Annotated in this window: 15 protein-coding genes; 14 read left to right on the top strand and 1 reads right to left on the bottom strand. The window is 40.4% G+C overall.

Going from position 1 to position 23962, the window contains the following annotated elements:
• The first annotated feature begins 9 nt into the window (after positions 1 to 9).
• Both BN2425_RS18300 and BN2425_RS18295 read left to right on the top strand, forming a co-directional pair.
• The gene (locus BN2425_RS18300; RefSeq protein WP_042462439.1) at positions 10 to 1770 is read left to right on the top strand and encodes an ABC transporter ATP-binding protein; all 1761 of its coding nucleotides are present in this window, start codon (positions 10 to 12) and stop codon (positions 1768 to 1770) included.
• 7 nt (positions 1771 to 1777) lie between these two features.
• Positions 1778 to 3610, top strand: coding sequence for an ABC transporter ATP-binding protein (locus tag BN2425_RS18295; RefSeq protein WP_154663548.1), 1833 nt, complete (start codon positions 1778 to 1780; stop codon positions 3608 to 3610).
• A gap of 182 nt (positions 3611 to 3792) precedes the next feature.
• On the opposite strand, the gene BN2425_RS18290 is transcribed toward BN2425_RS18295, so the two are convergent.
• A complete protein-coding gene (locus BN2425_RS18290) occupies positions 3793 to 5208 on the bottom strand; it encodes a PQQ-dependent sugar dehydrogenase (RefSeq protein ID WP_042462489.1) in 1416 nt (471 codons plus the stop codon).
• A 151-nt stretch (positions 5209 to 5359) separates the two neighbouring features.
• Between BN2425_RS18290 and BN2425_RS18285 the strand changes: the two genes are divergently transcribed.
• The 12 genes from BN2425_RS18285 to BN2425_RS18235 all read left to right on the top strand — a co-directional run bounded on the left by BN2425_RS18285 (position 5360) and on the right by BN2425_RS18235 (position 23901).
• Positions 5360 to 5974, top strand: coding sequence for a DNA-3-methyladenine glycosylase (locus BN2425_RS18285; protein ID WP_042462435.1), 615 nt, complete (start codon positions 5360 to 5362; stop codon positions 5972 to 5974).
• A gap of 97 nt (positions 5975 to 6071) precedes the next feature.
• Positions 6072 to 6905: a discoidin/SUN/FTP domain-containing protein gene (locus BN2425_RS18280; RefSeq protein ID WP_042462433.1), complete on the top strand. Its 834-nt coding sequence runs from the start codon at positions 6072 to 6074 to the stop codon at positions 6903 to 6905.
• A gap of 128 nt (positions 6906 to 7033) precedes the next feature.
• Positions 7034 to 7567: a TetR/AcrR family transcriptional regulator gene (locus BN2425_RS18275; protein WP_042462431.1), complete on the top strand. Its 534-nt coding sequence runs from the start codon at positions 7034 to 7036 to the stop codon at positions 7565 to 7567.
• Positions 7568 to 7738: 171 nt separating this feature from the next.
• Positions 7739 to 10819 carry an MMPL family transporter gene (locus BN2425_RS18270; RefSeq protein ID WP_042462429.1) on the top strand — a complete coding sequence of 1027 codons (3081 nt, stop codon included), beginning with the start codon at positions 7739 to 7741 and terminating at the stop codon, positions 10817 to 10819.
• A gap of 278 nt (positions 10820 to 11097) precedes the next feature.
• Positions 11098 to 12420, top strand: a complete 1323-nt coding sequence (locus BN2425_RS18265; protein ID WP_406603203.1) for an ABC transporter substrate-binding protein — start codon at positions 11098 to 11100, stop codon at positions 12418 to 12420.
• 367 nt (positions 12421 to 12787) lie between these two features.
• A complete protein-coding gene (locus tag BN2425_RS18260; protein WP_042462426.1) occupies positions 12788 to 14314 on the top strand; it encodes an extracellular solute-binding protein in 1527 nt (508 codons plus the stop codon).
• 312 nt (positions 14315 to 14626) lie between these two features.
• Positions 14627 to 15754, top strand: coding sequence for a glycoside hydrolase family 88 protein (locus BN2425_RS18255; RefSeq protein ID WP_042462424.1), 1128 nt, complete (start codon positions 14627 to 14629; stop codon positions 15752 to 15754).
• A 68-nt stretch (positions 15755 to 15822) separates the two neighbouring features.
• Positions 15823 to 17691, top strand: coding sequence for a DUF2264 domain-containing protein (locus BN2425_RS18250; RefSeq protein ID WP_042462486.1), 1869 nt, complete (start codon positions 15823 to 15825; stop codon positions 17689 to 17691).
• A 22-nt stretch (positions 17692 to 17713) separates the two neighbouring features.
• Positions 17714 to 17959, top strand: coding sequence for a hypothetical protein (locus tag BN2425_RS22375; RefSeq protein WP_052352952.1), 246 nt, complete (start codon positions 17714 to 17716; stop codon positions 17957 to 17959).
• Between the two features lie 11 nt (positions 17960 to 17970).
• Positions 17971 to 18471 (top strand): sialate O-acetylesterase, encoded by a 501-nt coding sequence (locus tag BN2425_RS22370; RefSeq protein WP_319922088.1) that lies wholly within the window; start codon positions 17971 to 17973, stop codon positions 18469 to 18471.
• A 318-nt stretch (positions 18472 to 18789) separates the two neighbouring features.
• Positions 18790 to 22284, top strand: a complete 3495-nt coding sequence (locus BN2425_RS18240) for a right-handed parallel beta-helix repeat-containing protein (protein WP_235714681.1) — start codon at positions 18790 to 18792, stop codon at positions 22282 to 22284.
• Positions 22285 to 22395: 111 nt separating this feature from the next.
• Positions 22396 to 23901, top strand: coding sequence for a right-handed parallel beta-helix repeat-containing protein (locus BN2425_RS18235; RefSeq protein ID WP_235714680.1), 1506 nt, complete (start codon positions 22396 to 22398; stop codon positions 23899 to 23901).
• The last annotated feature ends 61 nt before the right edge of the window (positions 23902 to 23962 follow it).

Raw genomic sequence — 23962 nt, 5'->3', positions numbered from 1 at the left:
TTTTAGAGCATGCTGAAAATCTTTAAGTATTTTCAGAAACAAGATTGGCTGTTGATTTTATGCAGCCTGGTTTTCATCGTGACACAAGTATGGCTTGATTTGAAAATTCCTGATTTTATGACGGAAATCACAAAGCTTGTGCAGACAGAAGGTAGTAAGATAGGCGACGTTCTCGTACAAGGAGGTTACATGTTGTTATGCGCTGTTGGCAGTATGCTGGTTTCCATGTGTACGGTTTTCCTGGCAGCAAAAGTGGCAGCAGGCTTTTCGGTTCGTTTGCGCGGTAAGGTTTTTGATAAAACATTATCATTCTCGATGGAGGAAATCAGTCGTTTTTCCACTGCCAGCCTAATCACCCGTTCCACAAATGACATTATGCAAGTCCAAATGTTAATTATTATGGGATTGCAGATTGTCATCCGTGCACCGATTATGGCAGTATGGGCCATTTTAAAAATAACCGGTAAGGCGTGGGAATGGACTGCCGCTACAGGATTTGCAGTTGCCTTCCTATGTGTGTTGATCGCCATTGTTGTCTTTATTGCATTGCCAAAATTTAGAGTGATTCAAACCTTGACGGACCAATTGAACCGTGTGACAAGAGAGAATTTGTCTGGTATACGGGTTGTCCGTGCCTACAATGCAGAAGGGTATCAGGAAGAAAAATTTGAACAGGCGAATAATGATTTGACTAAAACCAATCTATTTACCGGCAGGACGATGGCCATTTTGTTCCCGTCCATCGGGCTGATGATGTCCGGTATGAACCTTGCCATCTATTGGATTGGGGCTGTTATCATCAACAATGCTCCGATGCAGGATCGGTTAGCCCGTTTTTCCGACATGGTCGTCTTCTCCTCCTATGCGATGCAAATCATCATGTCCTTTATGATGCTGTCGATGGTATTTATCATGATGCCGCGCGCAGCCGTATCTGCAAAAAGGATTAATGAGGTATTAGATACCGAAGTCAAAATTGAAGATGGAAATGCGAAAAATAGCGAAAAAGGTAAAAGCTCTGGAGAAGTTGAATTCCGTAATGTGAGCTTTAAATATCCTGATGCAGAAGACTATGTTTTAAAAAATATCAGTTTTAAAGCCCACAAAGGTGAAACAGTCGCCATCATCGGCTCAACAGGCAGCGGAAAAAGCACGCTTCTGAACCTGATTCCGCGGTTTATGGAAGCATCAGAAGGCGTAGTGCTCGTTGACGGGGCCGATGTAAAAGACTACACTCTGGAAGCATTAAGGAATAAACTGGGATATGTGTCCCAGAAAGCCATTTTGTTCAGCGGCAGCGTTGCATCGAATGTTGCGTTCGGTGAAAATGAAAAAAAGACAGACAAAGAAATTAAGAGAGCCGTTGATATCGCACAAGGCAAAGAGTTTGTGGAAAAGATGGAGGGCCAGTACGAGGCTGCTATCGCCCAGGGAGGAACAAATATTTCCGGTGGGCAGAAACAAAGGCTATCCATTGCACGTGCCATTTATAAAAATCCTGAAATCTATCTGTTCGATGATTCATTTTCGGCGCTAGATTATAAGACCGACCGAGTGTTACGTTCACAACTCAAAAAAGAGATAAAAGATGCTACCTCCATCATTGTTGCCCAACGGATTGGGACGATTATCGATGCGGACCGAATCATTGTACTTGATCAGGGCGAAGTGGTAGGCATTGGTACACACCAGGAACTAATGAAAACATGTAATGTCTATCAAGAAATTGCTTACTCGCAATTGTCAAAGGAGGAGCTTGAAGTTGGCTGAAAATGAAATGGCTAATAGTAGTCACGAAGAAGCAAAACGTCCTAACAGGCGTGGTCCAAAAGGACGCCAAAGAGGCTCCCAAAAGGGGCAAGGAGCGAACTTATCAAAAAGCTTCAAACAATTATTCACTTATTCTCGTGCATATGTTCCGGCCATTATTGTTGCTCTAGTTCTTTCCATGGCAGGGTCGATTTTTAATATTATTGGGCCAGATTTGCTTGGTGATATAACCGATACCATAACTAAAGGGTTGATGACAAGCATTGATATGGATGCTGTTGTCCACGTGACAACCATTCTTGTAGTTCTTTACGCTTTAATGTTCGTGTTCCAATATATCCAGGGGTTTATCATGGCAACTGCCACCCAGCGGATTTCTAAAAGTTTGAGAAAAGATCTTTCAAAAAAGATGAACCGTCTTCCATTAAAATACTTTGACTCCAACAGTACTGGCGATGTATTAAGCCGTGTCACCAATGATGTCGATATGGTTGGCCAGACGCTGAACCAGAGCTTAAGCGGATTGACATCAGCCATCACTTTATTCCTAGGTTCATTGGTCATGATGTTTTGGACGAATTGGATTATGGCAATTTCAGCGGTGTTGTCCACATTTATTGGATTTGCATTGATGTCTATCTTAATATCCAAGTCACAGGTTTTCTTTGGAAGGCAGCAAAAACAACTTGGTAAGCTAAATGGATATATAGAAGAGACTTATTCAGGCCACAATGTAGTGAAAGCTTATAATGGAGAAAAGTTGGCGAAGGCCTCCTTTCATGAAATCAATACAGGATTATACGATAGTGCATGGAAATCACAATTTCTATCCGGTCTAATGATGCCATTTATGATGTTTGTCGGTAATCTTGGTTATGTCGTAGTCTGTATTGTCGGTGCGGCCCTCGCAGTCAACGGCCACATTTCGTTCGGTGTCATTGTATCCTTTATGTTATACATTCGCCTGTTCACTCAGCCTCTCACCCAGATTGCACAGGGGGCGACGCAGCTGCAGTCAACAGCCGCAGCCAGTGGACGTGTCTTCGAATTTCTGAATGAAAAAGAACTTGCAGATGAAAGTGAAAAGCAAACTAAACTTGAAACCATTAAAGGTGAAGTAAGTTTTAGGAATGTACGCTTTGGTTATAACGAAAATCAGCCAATCATCAAAAATTTCTCGGTAAACGTCAAGGCAGGCCAAAAAGTTGCGATTGTCGGGCCTACTGGAGCTGGCAAGACGACCCTGGTCAATCTTTTGATGCGCTTCTATGAAGTGAATGATGGGGAAATCCTGATTGACGGTGTTCCAACCAGCCAGCTAACCCGGGAAAACCTTCATGATTTGTTCTGTATGGTACTTCAGGATACGTGGTTGTTTGAAGGCACCATCCGTGAGAATATCGTTTATTCCAGCAAGGGAGTAAGCGATGAACAACTCGAGGCGGCCTGTAAAGCAGTCGGATTGCATCACTTTATTAAAACCTTGCCTAATGGATATGATACAATCCTTGACGATAAAGCAAGTTTATCTGCAGGCCAAAAACAGCTGATTACCATTGCCCGTGCCATGGTGAAAACCGCGCCATTGCTCATTCTGGATGAGGCAACAAGTTCAGTTGATACACGGACAGAAATGCTCATACAAGAGGCAATGGACAAATTGACAGTTGGTAAAACATCCTTTGTCATTGCCCACAGACTATCTACTATTAAAAATGCAGACATGATTCTTGTCATGAAGGATGGCGACATCATCGAAACAGGAACTCATGAAGAATTGCTGAAACAAAATGGTTTCTATGCTGAGTTGTATAACAGCCAGTTTGAACAAGCTTCATAAATAAACAAAAAGCCGATTTTCTTTTCCGTATACCTGGAAGAAAAATCGGCTTTTTACTTATTGGCACTGTTAAACGATTATGTTATTTTTTTTCTATGTGATTGGAGCGGGAAAGCGAACGGCTGGAGCGGAAATCAACAGCCCAATTTAACAGAGCCTACTTATTAAATAATTTTTCGATTTCATGGGACGATTTCAAAAACAGTGCCTTGATAAAGATCCGTCACTTTCGTAGAGCCATAAACCCCTAAATAAAGTCTGGTTTGATTGAGGTTCGCTCCTAAACTCACATAATGTGCTGACTGTGACCCCCAATGATCATTGGTTTCAATCACACAATAATCATTTAGTTTTCCATCGGTCCTTACCCTGGTATAAGCTAAAACCCCTCTAACCGGACGCCCCGCATCTCCCTTCCGAGTAAGGTCGGTAAACACAACGCTTCCTGTTAAATTAGGTATTTCATTCCCCGAATAAACTTGCACTCCTGTAAGGGCAGTTCCTCCAAACTTATCAGTGCGAAAATCTTTATGAAGGTAACTAGTTAGCGGCTGAAGACGCTTCACAGAGGTGCTCACTGCTTCATCGTAATAGGCAATTGTTTTCTGATCCAACGTCGGATTCCCAGGACAGCCATTTATAATCGGGGTTGGAAAGGCACCTTCCCATCCTCGCCAGCCAAGATTAATAAAACCTTCTTGTTCAGGTTCTATATTACTAATGGAGGCTTGAACAAGTTGAGTGACCGGTATCGGCTGATAATAACTAAATGAAAAAATCGCCTCTGCCAAATCCTGTCCGACGTTTCCTATATATTTGATATACTGATTATAAAACCGTTGATAGGAAATCCCTGGTATATTTCGGATCCCCTTGGCAATGACCGTAAGTGTTTCCTGAATAGGTACGGGTAGTTCATTAAATCGTGTGACTACCGGTGGGTTATCAATATGTGTATTCTTTGCAATGTCAATTTCAATGATTTTCCCGGCTATCTCCATGTTATCCTGGCTTAAATTAAAGGGATCGTAGCCTGAACCGCCATCTCCGGTGGTTAAGACAAGTTTTCTTGTTTCCGGTGAGAAGTTTAAGCTATTGACCCCATTATGATTAAAAAATGGCCTTCTTAAATGAAGTAATGTCCGCCGCTTACGAGGCTGTCCATTCGATTGTAGAATCCATTCCTCAACGGTATCAATATGATCATATCTAATTTCTCTATTGGTCCATTTTAAATTCAGGGTATTAGGATCACACGGGTTAGGCTTGAAAGGTTCAGAAAGTGCACTTGGCCCTTGTGTACCTGCTGCTGAATAATGGAGGTAAAACAAACCGTTATGATAAAATTCGGGATGAAAAGCCAGCCCGAGCAATCCTCGTTCATCATAACCCCGACCTGAACCACCAAGCTTTATGATTTGTGAGCGAATATCTAAAAAAGTTCTTATACTTTCGTTTCCCATGTAATAGATTTCTCCTGTCTGGGTTGCTATAAATAATCTTTCAATAGAGTCCCCAGGAAGGATAGCGGTTTTCAATACAGTGGGCAAATTTAAATTGGTAACCAAGGGTCGCAAGCCAACCTTCACTTTTATCACCAACTTCGCACTCCTTCGTATGACGTTCTTATTAAAAATATGACTATAACGGTTCTATTAGTACCAAATTAGGAAAGAGGACTTTGTAAGTAATACCTAATCATTTGTAGAAATAGAACTAAAGAATTAATTTTTTTTGGAGGCATACAAAATGACAGAATTTAAGATCATGTCCGAGACATTTTACGAACAGCCAACTCTTGACCTCGCAAAGGCATTGCTCGGATGCCTCCTTGTAAAGGAAACTCCAGAGGGGATGGCAGCAGGATACATAGTAGAAACGGAAGCTTACAAAGGTCCTGGTGACAAGGCTGCACATAGCTATAACAACAGACGTACGTCAAGAACGGAAATCATGTTTCATCGTTCCGGACTTGCCTATACATATAAAATGCATACACATTGCCTTTTCAATATCGTCTGTGGTGACGAAGACCATCCTGAGGCAGTTTTGATTCGAGCACTGGAACCGGTTTACGGCATTGAACTGATGCAAAAGAGGCGAGGCATGGAAAATCTCACAAATTTGACTAACGGACCTGGCAAACTGACAAAAGCATTAAGAATTACCATGGAAGACTATGGACATTCACTAATCATTCCACCTTTATATGTGGCTGAAGGATTCTATCCGGAAAGTATATCAGCTGGAAAAAGGATTGGAATAGATAATTCTGGCGAAGCCAAGGATTATCCATGGCGTTTCTGGGTCACAAATAATAAATATGTTTCAAGGCATCAAACAGCTTTGTATGTGGTTCGATGATTGATGGTAGTAAATGAGTCAAGTAAATTATATAATTAGGCTATTGATGACTTGGCTAAAAAAGAGGAACTGTAAAGGCAGATAGGGGAGAGAGTGCATGATTCGTTTATCAATTTTAGATAAAGATGGAAACATAAAAAATGGGAAGAATGATTATGAAGAATATGTCTTACCAATGACCAAAGAGAGTAATGATTATTGCTACCTCTCAACACAAGATTTAACCTTTGTTGAAGGTGATGTAATTCGTGTTGAAACAGATGTAAAGGATGCTTATCTGGTGGTAAAGCTGGATGAAACCTTAGATTCTACGATTCTCTTTGTACCGAACTGTTCATTTGATTATATGATTGAGATGAACGAAACGGCTCTTGAAGCGCGCAGCGATTTAGCATTTAAAGGAAAACGACATTATCTTCAAGCGCGTTTTGCGAAAGAAGAAGAGATTGCTTCTTACCGCAATTGGGCGTTAAACCCACATGACCAAAAGGAATATAGGGGCGCATATCCTCATGCTTCCGCAAATGTTGAGACACGTAATGATGCCACTTTCTTTGCATGCAATGCAATTGATGGCGTTTATGCAAACAACAGCCATGGCTCCTATCCATATCAGTCATGGGGAATCAATCGCCGGGAGGATGCAGCGTTAACGATTGATTTCGGTCGTGAAGTGGAAATCGATCAAGTTGGTTTTACACTTCGAAACGATTTTCCACATGACAGTTATTGGACGGAAGTGACTGTTGAATTTTCCGATGGAAGCAGTGAGACCTTTTCAATAGAAAAAATACCTACACCACAGTTTTTTTCTATTGAAAAAAGAAAAGTGTCTACAGCAGTCCTTTGCAACCTGAAAAAGGCTGAGGATGACTCACCATTCCCTGCTTTAACTCAGATTGAACTTTATGGAAAAAATACCCAGTTTTAGAGGAACTGTTGGATGGTAAGTAAGAGTTAAGATTAAGGAATCATAATTACTCTTTGTAAGGGTAATTATGATTTTTTATATAGACGGGAATTTATTTATAGATAAAAAATAATACAAGGATGTTTATGATGACCTATACTACCGAACGCACACGACGCCAAATCATCCAGAGTTTTATGCATGTCCTGCAAACGAAACGATTTTCCTCCATCACCATCCAGGATATATGTGACGATGCATTGATTCATCGCACTACATTTTATCGATATTATGAGGATAAATACAGTCTGCTGAAGGATTTTATTTATCATTTATCGGAGGAACTGATTAAACTGAATAAAAGTTCCAATACTGACCCGTTTAAATTATTGGTTGATTATATAGAGGGAAATTTCGTGCTATTCGAAAATACTTTGTTAGGATCGGATGGGCATATACTTTTTAAAAGCTTGGTTAAAATCGCCAGTAATATCTTACGTGAACATTCAAAAACAGAAAGTGATCTCATTTCTCAAAAAATTAACCAGTCCAAATATCCGGATGTCATGTGCGAGCTATATGCCACGTCCATTATGACCATTTTGCAAAATTGGATAAGTAAAGAATATCATTACCAGAAGGAAGAACTGTTCGAAATCTTCAACCAGGTTGTGTTTGGATAATACAAATTAACGCAAGTGTAGCATTTTGATACACTTGTTTTTTTTTGCTTTTTGAACCCTTCCGTGTCCCCTGTTATAGTGACTATTGTGTTTATAAAAACTTCGTTGATGTTTTGTTCCTTCCAGGAGAAAAAACAACAGAAAAATAACGAATAACGGGGAGGATACAATGTGAAAAAAATAATCAAAGGCCGTTGGGCAATCTTTTCCTTATGGTTGATTGTCACTATACTGCTTACTGTCATTCAGCCGGACATCAATGCCATACTAAGGCAAAAAGGACAGCAGGGGACGAGTGATAGCAGCCCATCCGTCATTGCAGACAAAATCCTAAAGAAGATGGATACGACAAAAGGAACAAACGACATCATCGTGTTTTATGATAAAGATAAAATATCAAACGCTGAAATGGAAAAAGTCGGGGATGCCGTAAAAGCCATCAGCGACAACAGCAAAGAGCTCGGGATTACTAGTATGATTGATCCTTTTAGTATACCCGATGCAAAAAGTTCTTTGGTTTCTAAAGATGGCACCACAGTGATGGTTAGCTTTAAGCTTGATAAAAAAGGCAGAGAAGTGGATGACATTCAAAAGGAACTTGACAGCAAGCTCGACCAGGTTCCAGTAGATTACTATTTAAGCGGCGAGGATTTTATCAATAATGATTACCTGAGGGCGTCGATGGCAGGAGTGGAAAAGAGTGCTGCGTTGACTGTCATCTTTATTTTGGTAGTATTGATTATCACCTTTAGGTCAGTCGTTACGCCATTGGTATCTTTAATTGCAGTAGCCTTTTCCTATTTAGTCTCTATGGGAATTGCGGCCCAATTAATTGATAAAGCCGGTTTTCCAATCACAAGTCTTACCCAGATGCTTCTAGTGCTAATCCTCTTTGGCATAGGAACGGATTACAACATCCTGTTGTTTAATCGATTTAGGGAAGAATTGGCCCATGGCCACTCGATAGATGAAGCAATCGTAAACACGTATAAAACGGCTGGTAAGACAATTGCTTACAGTATATTGACTGTATTTATTGCTTTCCTTGGCCTTGTCTTTGCCGAATCGCCAATTTATAAATCCGGAGTTGTGGTAGCAATCGGTGTAACCGTGCTATTGCTGGAAATTTTGACGTTGACTCCATTTATTATGAAAGTATTGGGGAAAAAACTTTTCTGGCCGTCCAAGAGTATAAATGGACATAAGGAGAACAAATACTGGGGAAAAACATCTTCCTTTGCAACGAAGCGTCCAATAATATCAGTTGTTGTGATACTGTTAATCTTAGGGCCTATGGTATATCTGCACGAAGAAAAGCTGAATTTTGATACCGTGGGAGAACTTGGAAACAAATATCCATCTTCCAAAGGTTTTAATATCGTTGCAGACCATTTTGGCAAGGGTCAGGCTATGCCTGCTACCGTTGTCATTGAAAATAGTAAAGAGTTAACGAATAATGAATCTCTAACTGTCATTGATAACATAACCGAAAGCATTAAAAATATTGATGGTGTAAAGCAGGTATCTTCTGTCACGCAACCTCAGGGTGAGCAAATTGCGGATTTTTATATCAGCAATCAAATGGGATCTGTTACAGATGGAGTTAGCCAAACTCAAGGTGGAGTAGACCAAATAAATGATGGATTGAAGCTGGCCCAAGAAAAGCTAGGATCCGCAGACTTTTCCCAGGTTAACCAAATGGTTGACGGTACGGCCAAGCTCCAAGAGGGTATGGATGCTTTAACAAACGGATTAAAGCAAATTCAAGATGGTATAGATGATGGGGCCAACAATTCCCAAACGATAAGTAATGGTTTAGTGGCCATCGAAACAAATCTTTCAAAGATGAGCAGCGGCGTATCTTTGTTAGCTGATAATTTTGGAAAGATGCAGGCGGGTTATGCGGAAATGGGAACCCATTACCAAGATGCGGCGCAAGCACTCCTGGGTGTAAAAGGTGCACTCTCTCAGATGCAGCCAATGGTGAATGCTTTGGGTAGCTATACTGATGTAAGTAGTGATACGAATTACCTGGCATTAAAGCAAACAATGGATGGGCTAATCGCCTCTTTAAGTCAAGTTACACCTGAAGGAATAGACACATTAAATCAAAATTACAATGCAGCAACTGCCGGCTTTGCAGAAGCGAATAAAAACCTAACAATTATGAGCAGCGGTCTAGCCCAAATGGCGGATGGTTTGAAACAGCTTGAAAGCGGCCTTGATAAAGCCTCTTCGGGAATTGGCACTATCGTAACCAATATGAATAGTGTGTCGGATGGATTAGGACAGATGAAATCAGGCCAGCAGCAGCTTGTCGATGGTCTTAATGGATTCGGACAATTTGGCCAACAGCTTTCAGCAGTAAATGACGGGCTGACGAAAATTTCTGATGGACTAGGTCAATCGAACGGATTTTTAACGCAGTACAAGACCAATAAAACTTTCTATATTCCGAAGGAAGCCTTAACGGACAAGAACTTTGAAAAATCATTAGATGCGTTTATGTCCAATGATCGTAAAATTACCAAAATGATTGTCGTTTTAAAAGCCGATCCTTATTCAAAGGAAGTGTTAAGTACAATCAATAAAATGAATGCAGCGGTTTCCAATGGACTTAAAGGTTCCAACCTATCCGATGCCAAGTATGGTACATCCGGACCAAGTGCAACCACGAATGATATGAATGATATCTTAAGCCGGGATTTGAATAGAACGACCACTATCGTCATTATTGGTGTATTGCTAGTGTTGTTCTTTGTCATCCGCTCTTTCTGGACACCAGTTTTCATTACTGCATCCCTGTTAGGAGCTTATTATGCCGCGATGTTCATCATCAACTATATTTTCATAGATTGGCTGGGTCTTGAAGGAATATCCTCCTTCGTTCCATTCTTCTCCTTTATCATTATTGTAGCCTTAGGAGTAGACTATAGTATATTCTTGATGATGCGCTTTAAGGAATACCCTCATATGCCACAGAAAGAGGCCATCGTGTTGGCATCAAGGCATATCGGTGGTGTTATCATAGCAGCAGTTATCATCCTTGGAGGCACCTTTGCAACATTAATGCCTTCTGGAATGTTATTATTAGCTGAATTGGCCATAGCGGTTATAACAGGACTAATTGTTTTGTGCTTTGTTTTGCTTCCTGTCTTTTTACCGGCGATGATTGCCCTGCCAAACGCGCTTGCAAAGTTGTCATCACGCAAAAAGGAAGAGCAAATAAGTTATGAGGAAAATGTAATCTAATTCACCATAAAATGCGGCTATCTAGTTCATGATAGCCGTTTTTTTATCTACTTGTACACTCAAGGGGATTACAACAAGATAACCCTACTAATAGAGTTTCTATTTAATAGTGAAAATGGGAATCAATTATTGAGTTGCCCCTAACAAGGCTGATTGGGCCGTTTCTAGGAATAAAGTCTGTTTTTTAAACAAAATAGTCGGCTTTTCTACCAGACAATCTCGAGAAAAGTTGTATAATTCTGAATGTAAGCACTTACAGTTTGTTTGGGGGGATTATGTTGTTGAAAAAGTTCATGGTATCATCGCTTTCATTGCTAATGGTTTTTTCACTTGCAGCCTGCAGCGGAAGTAGTACGACAAGCAAAAGTGAAGACAAGCCGGAGAAAGAAAAAACCTCCAGTAAAGAAGAAAATGTAACACTGCGTATGGCATGGTGGGGATCACAGCCAAGACATGATTATACGTTAAAAATTATTGAAATGTATGAGAAAGAACATCCAAATGTAAAAATTGAACCGGAGTATGCCAGCTGGGATGATTATTGGAAGAAATTAGCCCCGCAAGCAGCAGCTAATGAGCTTCCGGATATTATTCAGATGGACCTTTCTTACATTACACAGTACTCTACTAATAAACAGTTAACAGATTTAAAACCATACTTTGGCAAGGAAATAGACACGAAAGACCTTAGTGATAATTTCCTTGAGGGTGGAAAAATTGGTGATAAATACTTTGGTCTTAGCACAGGAGTAAACGCAATTGGTTATCAATATGATCCTGCATTGCTAAAGAAAATCGGCGTTGATAAGGTATCTGAAGATTGGACATGGGATGATTACCAAGAAATGGCGCAAAAGGCAAGCAAAGCCGGACTGTATATTGATAATGGACCGGGAACCGCTCCAGACGTATTTTTTAACTACTATTTAAGGTCACAAGGGAAAAGCCTTTATAGCAAAGATGGCACAAAATTAGGCTACACGGATGATAAATTATTTGTTACCTATTTTAAAATGTACGCTGACTTAGTAAAAGAGAAAGCAGTCCAATCACCGGATGCAGCTGCTCAAGTAAAAGGACTTGAAGATGACCCTGTTGTAAAACAAAAATCCATCGGTATTTTCCAATGGTCCAACCAATTTATAGGAATCCAGCAAGTGGCAAACCGTCCGCTAGAAATGGTTGGCATGCCTGGGCCAAATGGTGATAAGGGCTTGTTCCTAAAACCAAGTATGATTTGGTCAATTGCTAATAATTCTAAACAAAAAGAAGAAGCAGCTAAATTTATAGACTTCATGACTAATAATATTGAAGCTAATAAATTAATGCTCGGTGACCGCGGTGTTCCGGGTTCTCCAAAGGTTCAAGATGCATTAAAACCATTGCTTTCACCATCACAGCAGCAAGTATTTGATTATGTGGCTTGGGCTGGGGAAAACAGTTCTGCATTTAGTGGTCCAGATCCAATTGGAGCTGGCGAAGTTATTAATACCTTAAAAGGCTTTACAGATCAAATGGCTTATGGAACAATGAAGCCGGAAGATGCAGCAAAACAATTCAGACAGCAGGCAGAGGCTATTTTGGCAAAAAATAAAAAATAAGCTATAACTGACTAAAGAGGCTGATTGTAAGTGAGAAATCTATTGTATAAGACATTTACAATTGAATAAAAACCAAACGCCCAAGCACTTAAAATGCTTGGGCGTCGTTTTTCAGTTTTAAAAATATTTACAGGTATCGATTTGACAGATGGCACAACAAATCTGCCGTTTTAAGAAGTCAATCATAATGAACTTGGTATGCTTATAAGCTACCAAGTTTTTTGGCGTTTATGAAAATTAAGAGGTTTAGAAAGACTCTCAGATAATTTTTCATGAAAACTCAATAATATCAGACCATGAATTAACTGAGTGTTTAATCTATAATAAAGTCAGTTTCATAGAAATAATAAAACTGGAGTGTTTTTATATGGGGAAAAGCAAAAGTGAATTAACAAAAAAAATGGTCCTTCCATTATTGTCTACAGTACTCCTATCTTCGCCTTTGGCAGCATGCAGCAATTCAGAAACATCGGGAAAAGTAAAAGAAGCAGCCAACTCTGACCACACCATAAGTATTATGACTACCACATTCACTACCAATAATCCTACTGATGAAAGCCCTGTTTTGAAAGCACTCGAAAAATATACGAATACCGATATAAAAATAACTTGGGTTCCTGACAGTACCTACCAGGAAAAACTAAACGTTACCCTAGCATCTGGAAAATTACCAGACATTATGTTAATCCCTAAAAAGCTTCCTAGTTTCATCAGCGCTGTAAGGGATGGTGCTTTCTGGGAACTCGGCCCCTATTTAAAGGATTATCCTAATTTAAGCCAAGCAAATGAAATTACTTTAAAAAATAGCTCAATTGATGGCAAAATTTACGGTATTTATCGTGCCCGGCCCCTAGGAAGAATGGGAATAACTTATCGAAAAGATTGGTTAGAAAAAGTTAGGTTGCAGTTGCCAGAAACCATTGATGATTTCTACAACATGCTAAAGGCATTTAAAGAGGAAGACCCAGATGGAAATGGAAAAGACGATACATTCGGTATGGTGATATCAAAATATACCGGTCCATGGGATATTATGCAAGTATGGTTCGGAGCCCCAAATAAGTGGGGCGAAGACGCTGATGGAAATTTGCAGCCTGATTTTATGACTAAGGAATATGTGAATGCGTTAAAATTCTTTAAAAAGCTTTATGATGAAGGATTAATTAATAAAGACTTTGCCGTAATGGATTCACAAAAATGGCTAGACCCTCTATATAATGGGCAAACGGGTGTAGTTGTTGATGTGGTGGACCAAGCTCATCGGGCGGAAGATAAAATCAAAGCAATCAATCCAAATGCAAAAGATCCAATTGATGTGATGGGTGCCGTGGAAGGACCTGAAGGACTGCATAACCTTCCAACCTCAGGATATGAGGGCATGCTAGCAATACCTAAAACCAGCGTAAAAACCAAAGAAGAATTGAAAAAAGTACTAACGTTTATTGATAAACTAAATGATGAGGAAGCCCAAATACTGGCTAGTAATGGTATTGAGGGGCGCCACTTTGAACTGAAAGACGGCAATTCGATAGACCTAAAGGGAGAAGATCAAGCGCTTATTGGTGAGGGGCAGGGCTTAGATAAATTTCAAACGTTCATCCCTGAGGAGCGATTCTATAAAAAGGCACAAACACCGTTATTAGAAAAGGAAGCAGAAGTAAAAAAAGAAAATGAAGAAATTGTCGTTCCCAACCCGGCTGAATCTTTGGTCTCTGAGGTTTATGCTCAAAAAGGCCAGCAATTAGACAACATTATTAATGATGCGCGAATTAAATTTATCGTTGGTCAAATTGATGAAGCTGGCTTTAAAGATGCTATTGCATTATGGCGCAGCTCCGGCGGAGATGACTATATCAAAGAAATAAATAAACTGTACAAAAAAGCAAAGAAATAACCCAAAAAGCTTGGAGATTGTAATCAATCTCCAAGCATTAGATATAGTTTAAACTAATGGTGAATGAGCGACCATTCATAAAGGGCATATGAGAAAGAGGAGTCTAGGTGTCTCGTTTTATAAAAAAATGCTCTATTAAACGATATTGTTGATTTATTAATACTCTCTGCGATGAAGCGGATAAGCTAGACTTCTGCGGCAGTATATGGGTTAGGAGGCTCCCCTGGCCTGAGTGTCTGAAGCGTATATCAACAGCTAATATAAAATAGATCCTTCATAAAAGAGTTATAAATTAAAAGAGGAGTTAATGAAATGGCAACAGAAGATACAAAGCGATGGGCTGAAGAGAAGCTTCAGCTTGTCAGTAATAAAGTAAAAAAGGAACTTGAACGGCTGGGTAATGCCATTCCCTATATTCCCTTTAATGAAAGTTACACAGATGTTTCAAAAGAGCGCGGAATTGAATGGTGGACCAATGGCTTTTGGGGCGGACTTCTTTGGCAATTAGCGCATGCTACAGGTGATGATGTATTTGTGGAAGCCGCGATTGCCCAAGAAAAACGTTTAGATGAGGCGCTGTACCTGTTTCGTGATATTCAACATGACGTTGGGTTTATGTGGCTTCACACGGCTGTCGCCCATTACCGTGAAACTGGCAATGAACAAGCCTTTCGAACGGGGTTGCATGCAGCGAACTTATTAGCTGGCCGCTTTAATGTGGACGGAAACTATTTGGTTGCCTGGAATGACCAGAAACCTGGCTGGGTCATTATCGATAGCATGATGAACATCCCTTTGCTTTATTGGGCAACAGCCCAAACGAAGGATCCACGTTTCGAAAAAATAGCACGTCGACATGCGAACACAGTTGCTAAATACCTCGTTCGTGAAGATGGGTCAGTCGGACATATCGCAAGCTTTGATGCGAATTCTGGTGAGTTTATCGGGCTAATAGGTGGTCAAGGGTATTCCTCTGACTCAGCTTGGAGTCGTGGTAACGCTTGGGCCATTTACGGCTTTGCTTTAAGTTATCATCACACGAAAGATCCATATTACCTTTCCATTGCCAAACGTGTTGCCAATTACTTTATGGCACATATCTATGAAACCGATAATATCCCATTAGTAGATTTTCGTGCACCAAAAATGCCGGTAATCTACGATACAAGTGCCGGACTTTGTGCCGCCTGTGGCCTGTTAGAAATCGCCAAATGGGTGCTGATAGATGAACAAGACCATTATGAAAGAGCAGCCATCAGAATGCTCAAAGCGATTGAAGAAAAATATGCGAATTGGAATGAAGAGGAAGACGGAATTATTGGGGGCGGAACGGAAGCCTACCATCGTCCTGCCACTTACGAAGTGCCACTCATCTATTCGGATTATTTCTTTACAGAAGCACTGCTTCGCTTATTGGAAAAAGAACTTTTTATTTGGTAGAACGTTACTTTCGTTACCTCTGCGATGAACTTGAGACGTCAGACATTGGAGTGAAATTAGTGTTAATAATGAATCATAAGGAGTTAGGATTAACCAATAAAAAAGAGTATCTCGACTTATTTAATAGAATCAATCGTCCGCTGACAACCTACTTTTCAAAGGGAAACGCGAGTATCAAGTACGGTGCAAACGGGGTTGGGTACGGAAGCCGCATCGCCAGCTTTGAGGGGTTCTCCCGTTTGTTGTGGGGCTTAGGTCCAGCGATAGGAAATGCGGAAGTAGAGGACCTAGTGCATCCGATTATTCATGGGATTAGCAATGGGACGAACCCAAATCATGAAGAATACTGGGGCCAACTTCATGATCGCGACCAACGCATGGTAGAGATGCCGGCTGTTGCCTTATCGCTTTTATATAATAACCAATTAATTTGGAAAAGGTTAACAGAATACGAAAAACAAAATGTCTATAACTGGCTTTTCCAAATTAACGAGCATGAATGTGCGGATGGAAATTGGCAATTCTTTAAAGTCATTGTGAGTCTAGTGTTAAGAGCTTTAGGCTATAAAATTCCGGACGTATGCATTGACGTGCCTCTTACTAAAATTGATAAATGCTATTTGGCTGATGGCTGGTATCAAGACAGCACTCGAGGACGTCAAGATTATTACACACCGTTTGCTTTTCATTATTATGGTTTGATCTACAGTACGTTAGTTCCAGAAGATTGGCATAGTGACGAGTTCCGTGTGCGTGCAAAGGAGTTTGCGCAGCAATATATTCATTTCTTTGCGGAAGATGGAGCGAATATCGCCTTTGGCCGAAGCATGATCTATCGCTATGCGGCAGCATCATTCTGGTCTGCGTTAGTTTACGCTGATGTTCAAGCTTTTCCTCTAAGTGCGTTAAAAGGAATTATCAACCGACATCTTCGTTGGTGGATGGAAAAACCGATTTTTGATGATAATGGAATATTATCTCTTGGATATACTTACCCGCAATTGACGCTGACGGAACCATACAACAGTTCGTTGTCACCCTATTGGTCAAACAAGGTATTTCTACTATTGGCTTTACCTGATGATCATGAATACTGGACAGTCGAGGAAAGTGCGTACCCAGAAGTGGAAGCACTGAAAGTATTGAATAGGGCAAACATGCTGGCCGTGCATGACAATGGACATGCGCAACTTTTAAATGCTGGTCAACCCGGGGCTAACTATCAAACATTAACAAATGAGAAATATTTGAAGTTTGCTTATTCCAGTTACTTTGGCTTTTCTATCCCACGCACGAATCAACTCAAAGAAGAACACGCGATGGATTCAATGCTTGGGGTGCAAACCCCAGACCTGACCATTTTAACAAATCGTAGCGGGGAAACCATTGAAGAAACGGGGCAATTTTTAGTCCGTAATAAAATAACAGACGTCAAGGTCAGCAAAGGCATTGTGGCTTCAACTTGGAAAGCGTCCCAAACGATTTCTGTTCGTACTTGGCTGACAAGTATATCTGGCTGGCAAATTCGGATTCATAAAGTGGAATTAAAGGAGCCAGCTGTTTTATACGAAACGGGTTTTGCTGTGGAGAATAATCCTGATTTACCGGGCACATCTACCGTTCAAGACAATGAGAATTATTATATGGGTCCAAAAGGCCTTACCGGTATCGTGGATTTGTCATGGGTGAAAAAGCGCCATGCGGCATTAGTGAATTGCCTGCCCAATACCAATTTGATGACGCCAGAAATGACCGCTTTGCCAGGTTTAGAGGTTACATTGACTGAAGGAACTCATTGGCTCTTAACGGGTGTCTATGCACATCCAGATTTGCAATATGCCAGGGGAAAATGGGAACAAAAACCTGTTGTTCGATATAATGAAGATAATCTAAAAGTCATTCTAGCCAATGAAGAACTCGTTTTTTCAATGAAATAGTTTCGTTATGAGGGAGCATTACATGGAAAGTTATGATCTGTTTGTTTTTGGGGGTCAATCCAATATGGCAGGCCGGGGCGAAGCAGAAAAGGCACCTTATATCTGCGGAAATATGGTTTTTGAATTTCGTGCCATCTCTGATCCAACTAGACTGTACAAAATGGTTGAACCGTTTGGCGCTGCTGAAAATAATTCTGAGGGTATCTACGAGCCCAACAAGAAAACGGAAAGTCTTGTTTCGAGCTTTGTTAAAAGTATTACGAGCTAAGCAGGAGAAAAATAATTGGTGTTTCAGCTAGCAAAGGCGGATCAATGATCGCGCAGTGGCAGCCAGGTCAACCATTATTAATAGATTTGCTTAATCGTTTGGATAAAGCCAAGTCTTGGCTAATGGAAAATAATATTCGGGTTGGCCATATTTATTTGCTTTGGCTCCAAGGCGAATCGGATGGCGATTTCAAAACGCCGCCTGAAAAATACGCTTCGATGATAAGAATAACCTTTGATGAAATCAAAAAACATGGTGTTGAACATATCTTCCTGCTCCAAATCGGCCATCACCGCGATGATCAAGCCTTGTATTTACCTATCCAAGAAGCACAAACCAATATGGATTCAGACTTTGGCGACATGACTCTCGTTTCTACATGTCTAAAAACGATGGCGGAAAGAGGCTTAATGAAGGATCCATTTCATTATCATCAAGCAGCATATAATGAATGTGGCGAAGAAGCAGCACAAAACACGGTAGATTATTTAAAAAAACAGTCAATACTTTAGATTGATAGTTAACAAATCACTAATAACTAACTTGGTAGGCTTGTGGCTGCCAAGTTTTTTGTTGTGATTTTAAAAGTGAAGAGGTTATCGAAAGGACTCTCAGATAATTTTGAAGGAAAACTAGATATTATCAGGCCATGAAATAACTGAATGTTTGGACTATAATTCTATTATTGTATTATTACCATTAATTGGATTTACTGGTGTCCTTTAAGGAGGTGAAATTATTCATACTTATTAATTCCATGGAAACTATGAAACTTTTTGAGCGAGGATGGGTCAGCTCTGATCCACTACTCACGGGAGGGGAAATCATACTTGAAAAAAATAGGGAGTTTGTTTCTGATTGGTTGTATGCTTATTTCTATGTTTATGCCAAAAGCCATTTATGCAGATGATGAAATTACACTAAATGTGAAGGATGGACAGATTGGATTTGATAGCAATATAGCACTACAAAATTCGAATATCGCGAAAGTCACGAATGTGTCTGGACATACTTGGACAGAGGAAGATGGAGCCTTACAAAGCCCTAATAATGGTAAATATTGGACAGATACCAACAACCTCAATGGGAATGCACCTGGACTCACTTATAAAATCAATTTTGACACTCCGGGAACTTATAATGTGTGGGTGCTAGCCCAGGCGCCGGATACATCCAGTGATTCCATTCATCTTGGTCTGGATGGAGGGTGGAAAGTTTGGAAAGGGCTCAAAGGCACGAGTAATTTTACTTGGAACCAGTTAGGGCCATTAGTTGTCGACAAAGCGGGATTGCATGACCTCAATCTATGGGTGAGAGAAGATGGCTTTGCCATTAAGCAAATATACTTAACCACAGGCAGCCAGAACCCGAGTGATTATACGAATTGGATTACGTCACCAGGTTCAGATACGCCAACTGTTCCAACAGGTCCAACAAGTTATTACATTTCTCCAACCGGCAGTGATACCAATCCAGGAACGAAAGAAGCGCCATTCAAAAGTATGAAGAAAGCGCAGGAAGCGGCTTCTTCCGGGGATACCGTATATATTCGCGGTGGAGTGTATGATGAGTTTGAAATTGCAAAAAACGATAGTAATTATAATTATGTAAATGATATTTATAAAAGCGGGATCACCTATGAAGCTTATCCTGGTGAAAGACCGGTCTTTGACTTCAAAAATGTACCCACTAATTTACGTGTGGCGGCTTTTTTTGTGGAAGATGGTGTAACCGGTATCAAATTTAAAGGGTTCGATGTCACTGGTGTTAAAGTAGGAAACCAAAAGCAATCCGAAGCCTTTAGAATTAGGGGGCAAGCCGATTTTGAAAATATGGCTGCCCATGATAATGAAGCAATCGGTTTTTACTATACCGGCCACGGGACAGGAACGGTTCTAAATACGGATTCTTATAACAATATTGGACCAACCGATGTATCAGCCTCCAATACAGATGGTTTTGGAGCACATGGGGAGGCTGTTTCGTTCATTAACTCCCGTGCATGGAATAACAGCGATGATGGATTTGACAGTATCAGTTCACAAGGTCCGGTAATCTATGACCATGACTGGTCCTTTAATAACCGGGGTAATCAAAATGGAATAGGCGACCAAAATGGGTTTAAAGTCGGCGGGTATGCTTATCGCACTACTGGAATCCCAGATCCACTGCCACTCCATACGGTTCAATATTGTTTAGCTGCAAACAATGGCGCCAATGGCTTTTATGCAAATCATATGCCAGGGCAATCAGCAAACTGGACCAATAACACGGCCTATAATAATGGTCTCTCCTATGGTGCCAACTTTAATATGCTAGAACGTGTTAGTCCAACGGACATAAACAACATCCCTGGTTACAGAGAAGTTTTGCACAATAACATCTCGTATAAGGGGACATTAATCGAAAACATCGACAATGCTCAGACGCCGGCAGAAAATATGACGAACAATTCTTGGAACATCAATGGGGGTCTTAACATTAAAGATCAAGATTTTGAAAGTCTGGATATCACCCAATTATCTGCACCTAGAAAAGAAGATGGCAGTTTACCTGATGTTTCCTTTATGCGTCCAGTCACTTCCAGTCAACCTTACAAAGAAGGCTTAGGTTACCTTGCTGACCAGCTCAACAAGGAATCCAAAATCTGGAGGTTCGACTTCGGCTCTGCTAAAAATGTGGCAAATGGTTATACAGGTGTACCTTCCAATTTAGCCTACACAGCGGATAGAGGGTATGGCTTTTTAGGATTGGGACCCGATGGCTACAAAGAGGATAATCGAAGTGACGGATTTGTCATGCAAGAAGGACAAGAGATTAAGCTTCAAGACGTTTCAAAACCAAATCCGAAAACTGCCGATGAGGATGCAGTGGCTGTTACAGACCCGGATATGCCAATTCGATTTGCCGTTAATGTTACACCAAATACCTATTATAAAGTTAAAGTTACTTTAACGGGTGCTGATCAAAGCAAGGATGCTAAAGTCAATTTGTTTTCTGAAAAAAGGCATTTTCTTTTAACCGAAAAGGTGATTCCTGCAGGTACTAGTTTGACCTATGAATTTAATGTAAATGTTCAAGATGTGTATTCCAAGGTAACGGGGACATATGTAGATACGATGCTGAATATTGCCGTAAGCGGGGAAAATGCCGCCATTTCTTCTGCTAAAATTATGCAGATGAAGCAAGGTAAAACTCTTTGGGTTCTTGGTGACTCTACCGTGAATGACCAATTAGCTCCACTTCCTTATTTTAGGCTTCAAAACTATTCAGGTGTAGGGCAAGCGCTGTCTAAATATATTGGCCAAGATATTGCCGTATCTAATCATGCAGAAAGCGGATTGAATAACTATAGTAGTATCAAACATTTTAATCAGTTTAAAGATCGGATTAAGCCTGGCGATTTTATCTACTTTGAGTTTGGACACAATCATAAAACGGACGGTCCAACAGGTTACTATAATGGCATTTCCTATTACTATGATTATGTTCACAGTAAGGGAGCTAATTTCATTATTGTAGGCCCAGTAGATCGGCATAATGCCTATCAATACAATGCGGCAGCAAACACATGGTCTTCTACTTTAGACGGTTTTTCTACGATTGGAAAACAATATGTGGAAGAGAAAGTGGCTGCAGGCGCAACAGATATTGCCTTTGTTGACCTAAATGCACCAACACTCTCATGGTATTCGCAGCTTTGTGAAGCTTTGGGGAAAACAGCCAAGAGTACAGATTACTATTTTAGGGGAATGCAAGGCGAGAAGGTAGACGGCACTCATCCGAATGATGCAGGTGCGGACAATTTTGCGAAACTGTTTTTTGATGGTGTTAAAGCTATCGTGAATGATCATCCTGAAACACCGCAAGCAAAAGTATTAGCAGGTCTATTGGAGGGTGTAAGAGATGAACTTCCCTATACGGTTCCTGATTCCATCACAAGTTTAGGACCGGCACCAAATAGTGCGTACCCCAAGCCATATGTACCTGGAGTTACTCATAAATATCCGCTAGCCATCGAAAACGTAGTTTTGGATGCAAATGGAAAAATAGTATCGATGACTGTGACAAAACAAGGTGACTTATCCACCTATGGGCGGGGAATTGTCGAAATCCATAAGGCCAATGGCGAGTTAAAAGGCACTGCCTATGCAAATGAGCAAATTGATAACACAATAGAAGGTACACAAACTGTTACATTCACAACGGACTTAACGGTGGATGTGCAGCAAAAGGAAACTTTGAAGGCATATGTCATGGGATTTGAAGATAAACCGGGATATCCACTGACAGACGAACAGCTTTCTGAATTTTATACCCGTTAGATATCTTATAATGTGCGGATTTTTCCTTCCTATTAAACTTTCACTTTTGAAACGTTTAAAGGAAGGGAAAATCAGCTTGAATAAAATCGATTGACGAGAGGAGAAATTTTTTTGAAAAAAATAGGGAGCATGTTTTTGAGCGGTTGTATGTTGGCCTCGTTGTTTATGACCACCGCAGTTAACGCAGATGAAATCACATCAGATGTTCAGGATGCCTACTACATTTCGCCGACTGGTAATGATAGCAATCCAGGAACGAAAGAAGCTCTATTTAAAAGTGTGATGAAAGCGCAAGAAGCAGCCTCCTCTGGGGATACCGTATATATTCGTGGTGGAATTTATGATGATTTCAAAATTGCAAAGACAGATAAAGATTATAATTACGTACATGATATTAAAAAAAGTGGAATCACCTATGAAGCTTATCCTGGAGAAAGACCTGTCTTTGACTTCAGAAATGTACCCACTAATTTACGGGTCGCTGCCTTTTTTGTGGAAGATCGCGTAACCGGTATCAAATTTAAAGGTTTTGAGGTGACAGGCGTTAAAGTAGGGAACCAAAAGCAATCGGAAGCTTTTAGAATTAGGGGTCAAGCTGATTTCGAGAATATGGCTGCCCATGATAATGAAGCGAATGGCTTTAACTTTACTGGACATGGAACGGGAATTGTTCTAAATTCTGATGCTTATAACAACATTGGGCCAACAGATGTGTCAGCCTCCAATACAGATGGTTTTGGAGCACATGGAGATGCCGTTTGGTTCATTAACTCCCGTGCATGGAATAACAGTGATGATGGATTTGAAAGTCTCAGTTCAAATGGTCCAGTAACTTATGACCATGACTGGTCTTTTAATAATCAAGGTAATCAGAATGGCATCGGAGACAAAAATGGGTTCAAGGTCGGCGGATATACATATCGGACAACTGGAATTCCAGACCCCATGCCACTTCATACCGTTAGATATTGCTTGGCTGTTAATAACGGGGCCAATGGCTTTTATGCGAACCATATGCCAGGGCAATCAGCTAACTGGACGAATAACACGGCCTATAACAATGGCCTTTCTTATGGTGCGAACTTCAATATGCTAGAGCGCGTTGACCCGACTGATATAAACAACATCCCAGGTTACAGAGAGGTTTTACACAATAATATCTCTTATATCGGTACATTAACCGATAATATAGACTATGATAAAACACCGGCAGAAAATCTAGCGAATAATTCATGGACCATCGATGGTGGTCTTCCAATTACTGCAAAAGATGTTGTAAGTCTGGATGTGGCCCAATTATCTTCACCTAGAAAAGCGGACGGCAGCTTACCTGAAGTTTCATTTATGCGTGCTGTACCAACTAGTCCTCTTTCTAAATACGGATTAGGCTACCTTGCTGACCAAGATCCCATTATTTCCTTACAGGAACTAGTGACATACTTCGACCAAGACGGAAAAATAGATAATGATGGAATCGCCAACAGCCTCCAGATGAAACTAAAAGATCACAACCTAACTTCTTTTATCCATGAAATAGAGGCACAATCAGGAAAGCATATTGATCAGGATACAGCAGAAATTCTTCTACAAGAAGCGTATGCATTAATCACCAAATAAGGAATAACTAATGAGAGATAAACACCCAATTTAACTATGTGGGTGTTTCTCTCTTTTTTAA

It is taken from the genome of Neobacillus dielmonensis (assembly GCF_000612665.1).
GTDB classification, from domain to species: Bacteria; Bacillota; Bacilli; order Bacillales; family Cytobacillaceae; genus Neobacillus; species Neobacillus dielmonensis.
The sequence above is the reverse complement of the archived record's forward strand: the minus strand, read 5'-3'. Positions and strand labels throughout refer to the sequence as shown.